The following is a 4,850-nucleotide window of genomic DNA, read 5'->3' as shown; positions in this document are numbered from 1 at the left end:
CGTCAGCGTTGCCGCGAAAATGGTGGTCCTGTTCATTGTGGTTCCCCTTTTTGTGGTGAGCGCGAATTGTCTCACAGACGCCAAAAGGCTTGTCAATGAAGCGGCGTTTCAACGAAACGTCATCCTGAACGGTTGCCTGCTCCTCCTCCCCTCACGGCATGCCCCAGCCGCGGTTGCGCCACATCTTTTCGCCGGCTTGGCAGTCGGCGGCCGGCCTGTTATCGGCGAGCACGACCGGCGGATGCGCGGCCCCTTCGGCCGCCCGTTGCGGTGAAGCCGAACCGGCGAGCTCCAGCACCAGCTTGCGGCGGATCGCTTCGGGAAACTGCGTCCAGTCATTGACCGGGATCATGAAGGCGCCCGGTCCGCCGATGACGCAGTCGCTGTAATAGCGGTCCAGATTATCGACGTCGAAGGCGCCGCTGAAACCGCCGCGCGTCATCAGCGGCAGGCCGTTGATGGTGATGCCTTGCCTGACCACCTCGTCGCGGGTGAGATCGACCGGCGCGCCCTGGTTGTTCGGCCCATCGCCGGAAACATCGATGACACGCTTGGTCCCCTGGAATCCGCTCTCTGCGAACAGATCGCTGCCGAAGCTCAGCGCCCCGGAAATCGAGGTGCGCCGGGCGCTGTTCGGCGGGTTGGCTTCGAGCTTCGCGACGAACCTCTCGGCGTCGGCGCGGTTGGCGATCACGGTCCACGGCACGACGACTCGCTGCCAGGTCGTGCCCGCCCATTCGACATAGGTGACGGCGATCTTGCCATAGGCGCCGTCGGCGATAGCCTTCAGCACGTTGTCATGCATCAGCGCCGCCGCGTAGCCATGACGCTGGATCTCCAGCTCAGCCGGTGACATGGAAAGCGAGACATCGACCGCCAGCACCAGCTCGACATCGACCGGCTCGGCGGGAGACGCGGCAGGAGTCAGCCAAAGCGCCAGCGCCAGGGCGGCGCTGCCTGAGACGATATGCCTTGCGCGGGCATAAGCGGACATGGCGGAAGGTTAAGCGAAAATCGCCGCGCGCAAAAGCCGCGAATCCGGGGCATCGGATCCCGCCGGCCCGGGCCTTTTAGAAATACCGCGCGATGTTCGAACGGATACGCTCCAGCACCGTATCGCCGGAAAGGTCGGGCACGAATTTTGCGCCGGTTATCGCTTCATAGGCCTGGATATAGACCGCCGAGGCCTGGTTGATGATCTCGTCCGGAATTGGCGGGATCGGGTCCTTGTAGGGATCGCACCGCGCTGACACCCAGGAGCGGACGAAATCCTTGTCGAAGCTCTGCGGGCGCCCGCCGCTTGCGAACGCCTCGTCATAACTCGCAGCGATCCAATAGCGACTGCTGTCAGGCGTATGGATTTCGTCCGCCAGCACGATGGTGCCGTCCGGCGCGGTGCCGAATTCATATTTGGTGTCAGCGAGAATCAGGCCGCGTTCGGCGGCGCGCTGCTGGCCGCGAGCGAAAAGCTGCAACGCATAGCGCGAGACCGTATCCCACTGCGCCTGCGTGAGCAGCCCCTGGTCAATAATCTCGGCCTCCGACAGCGGCTCGTCATGGCCGCCATGGGCGGCCTTGCTGGTCGGCGTGATGATCGCCTGCGGCAGCTTTTCATTGTCGCGCAGCCCATCGGGAAAGCTGTGGCCGTAGAAGCTCCTTTCGCCTTTCCGATACTTGGTCAGGATAGAGGTGCTGGTCGTGCCTGCCAGATAGCCACGCACGACCATCTCGACCGGCAGCATGTCGAGCCGCGTGCCGACGACGACGTTGGGGTCGGGATATTCCAGCACGTGGTTGGGACAGATGTCGGCGGTTTCCTCGAACCAGTAGCGCGCCGTCTGGGTGAGCACTTCGCCCTTGAACGGGATCGAGGCCAGGATGATGTCAAACGCGCTCAAACGATCGGTGGCGATGATGATGCGGCGTCCGTCCGGCAGGTCGTAATTTTCGCGCACCTTGCCGTGATAGTGATTGGGAAGCTCGGGAATGAAGGCGTCGGACAGGATGCGCATGGGGCGTAGGCTTTCGCAGGCTTCTGATCAGGCCACATAAGCCGCTGCCCCCCTGCACATCAAGCCGGATGCTGCGGAACGGGCTTCTTATTGCCGGCGGCGCGAAACGCCCGCCAGTTCGGCCTGAAGGAAGGCGGAAACCACAACAGAATTCCGGCCAGGGCCGCAGGGACAATGACCGCGAAACGCAGGATCGAAAGCACGACGCCGCAGAAGCCGACGATCCGCACGGCGGCATCCGCGCCGAAACGCGGCGCAAGCAGATGCCTGGCGATCGCCCCGCCATCAAGCGGAATGGCCCGGAAGGAGGTTGAGAATGGCCAAGGCCGCATTCACCAATGCGCCAAGCCAAAGCGTCCACTCAAGAAGCGTGTCCAGTCTCGGCGGCGAACTGAAATGACCGTCCGGATCGACAGGCAACAAGGGCCGGGCAAGAAGGTAATAGGCAGCGGCAAAGCCCGCCACCAGGACGATGTTCACCAACGGCCCGGCAAACGCGATCCATGCCCAGCCATAGGGCGAAGCCGCGCCGGGCTTGAACCAGGCAAATCCGCCGAACAGGTACAGGTCTATCCGTTGGGTGCCGATGCCGCGCCGTCGCGCTGCCCAGACATGGGCAAGTTCATGCAGAAACACCGACAGGAACAGGAGCGCGGCGAATATGGCCGTATGGATCAGGGCGAGCCTGGGATGCCTCGACCATTCATGTACGAACGGCAGGACGGCTGGAATGGCAAAGGTCCAGCTGACATGAACGGGAATGTTCCCCTTCATCACGAAGACGAATGCGTCGTTCTTCCTGTCCCAACCGAACCGTTGCAAACCTGCTTACTCCGCCCGGAGCAACGCTACCCGAGAATCACGGCCCGCACAAAAGCAAAAGCCCGACCGGAGCCGGGCTTTGCATCTTTCTTGGTCCGCGACCATCAGCTCCTCGGCTTGAGGTTCTCCGGGTCGTAGAGCGGCTTGTAACCGACTCCCGCCACCTCGACCGGATAGGTCTCGCCAAAATACTCGACCTGCAGCTTGCAGCCTTCCTGGCAGTACGCCCAGGGCAGATAGGCAAGCGCGATGTTCTTGCCGATCGTCGGGCCATAGGCGACCGAAGTGGTGAAGGAGCGGCGGCCGAGCTCGTCGACCAGCGTCTCGCCGCTCGCGGGATCCTGCACAGGCATGGTGCCGACCGGGTAGCGGGCCACGCCCTTGGAATCGGTGTTCTCGGTCATCACCAGCGTGCACAGCATAGCCGGCTGATGCTCACGGGCGCGATACTCCAGATGCTTGGCTTTGCCGCAGAAGTCGTTGTCCTTGACCTTCGGACGGGCAAGGTCGGCCTCGAGCAGATTGTATTCGGTCAGCAGATCGGCGTTCTGGAGGCGTAGGCTTTTTTCCATGCGGCGCGTGTTGGCGTAGGTCTCGACGCCGAACGGCATGACGCCGGTAGAGCGCAGCGCGTCCCAGACGGCGAGCCCGTCCTCGTAGCGCATATGCAACTCCCAGCCCTGCTCGCCGACATAGGAGATGCGGAAGGCGGTCACATCCTTGCCGCCGATCCGGATCGGCTTGATCGCCGCGAAGGGGAAATTCTCCGGCGTCAGGCCATTCGGATCCTCGACCACCTTCTGCAAGGTCGTGCGGGCATTCGGCCCCCAGATACCGATGGTGACGTATTTTTCCGTCACGTCGGTGACGGTGACGTCAAAACCTTTGTCCTGCGCGGTGCGTTGCATGTAGCGGAAGTCGCGCGGACCGGCATCGGCGCCGTCGATCACGCGGCAGCGATCGGCCATGCGGATGACGGTGAAGTCTGCGCGCACCATGCCTTCCTCGTCGAGGAAGTGGGTGTAGATGCCCTTGCCGATATTGTTGTCGCCGCCGATCTTGGCCGCGCACAGCCATTCCAGCAGCGCGACATGGTCGGGCCCTTCGACGTCATACATCGAGAAATGCGACAGGTTGACGATGCCGCAATCCTCGCTCATCGCCAGATGCTCGGCATTGGAGACGCGCCAGAAATGGCGGTTGTCCCATATGTTCTCGCGCACCGGCACGCGGTTGCCGTATTTCTCCAGGAGATGCTCGTTGGCGGCGTAGCCGTGCGCGCGCTCCCAGCCGCCCAGCTCCATGAAATAGCCGCCGAGTTCCTTCTCGCGCTCCCAGAAAGGCGAGCGGCGGATGTTGCGGCCCTTGGAGAAGGGCTCGCGCGGATGCACCGCTGGATTGTAGACCTTCATCGCCGTCTCGGTGCAGCGATCCCAGATGAACTGTTCCTGCGTCTGGTGCGGGTAGAAGCGCGAATAGTCGATCTGGTGATGGTCGATCGCGGTGCGGCCGTCGGTCATCCAGTCGGCGATCAGCTTGCCCATGCCGGGGCCGTCCTTGACCCAGATGGCGACGGCGTACCACAGGCCCCTCACCTTCTGGCTTTCGCCCATGGACGGGCCACCATCGGTGGTCACCTGCAGCAAGCCGTTGAAGGAATGGCCTTCATTGTAACCCAATTCGCCGAGGATCGGCGTCAGTTCCATGGCGCGCTCCAGCGGCGCCATGATCTGCTCCATGTCGAGGTCGCGCTGCGACGGCGACAGCCGCGCCTCATGCTTTTCGAGCAGGTCGCGCGGGTGGCACAGGCGCGGATTGGTCTCCTCGTAATAACCCCATTCGATCTGCCCGCCCTCGGCGGTCTTCGGATCGCCGGTGTCGCGCATATAGGCCGAGTTGCCCTGGTCGCGCAGCAGCGGCCAGCCGATCTCCTTGCCGGTGCCGGCGAACTCGTTGTAAGGGCCGAAGAAGGTCAGCGGATGGTCGATCGGCATGACCGGCAGGTCTTCGCCGACC

The 4,850-nt window shown here is 63.1% G+C and carries 5 protein-coding genes; all 5 read right to left on the bottom strand.

Annotated features, from left to right (window positions below; all coding sequences use genetic code 11):
• Positions 1-151: 151 nt before the first annotated feature.
• Positions 152-994, bottom strand: coding sequence for a DUF1194 domain-containing protein (locus tag EOA24_RS27500; RefSeq protein ID WP_127410265.1), 843 nt, complete (start codon positions 992-994; stop codon positions 152-154).
• 76 nt (positions 995-1,070) lie between these two features.
• Positions 1,071-2,012, bottom strand: coding sequence for a phosphoribosylaminoimidazolesuccinocarboxamide synthase (locus EOA24_RS27495; RefSeq protein WP_126082165.1), 942 nt, complete (start codon positions 2,010-2,012; stop codon positions 1,071-1,073).
• Between the two features lie 59 nt (positions 2,013-2,071).
• Positions 2,072-2,242 carry a hypothetical protein gene (locus EOA24_RS41855; protein ID WP_189343107.1) on the bottom strand — a complete coding sequence of 57 codons (171 nt, stop codon included), beginning with the start codon at positions 2,240-2,242 and terminating at the stop codon, positions 2,072-2,074.
• Between the two features lie 55 nt (positions 2,243-2,297).
• A complete protein-coding gene (locus EOA24_RS27490; RefSeq protein ID WP_126082164.1) occupies positions 2,298-2,834 on the bottom strand; it encodes a site-2 protease family protein in 537 nt (178 codons plus the stop codon).
• A gap of 104 nt (positions 2,835-2,938) precedes the next feature.
• The coding region (locus EOA24_RS27485; RefSeq protein ID WP_133374633.1) for an FAD-dependent oxidoreductase at positions 2,939-4,850 on the bottom strand (1,912 nt) is incomplete at its 5' end.

The organism is Mesorhizobium sp. M2A.F.Ca.ET.039.01.1.1, assembly GCF_003998035.1.
Classification (GTDB): domain Bacteria; phylum Pseudomonadota; class Alphaproteobacteria; order Rhizobiales; family Rhizobiaceae; genus Mesorhizobium.
This window is presented reverse-complemented; position numbering and strand designations above follow the sequence as displayed.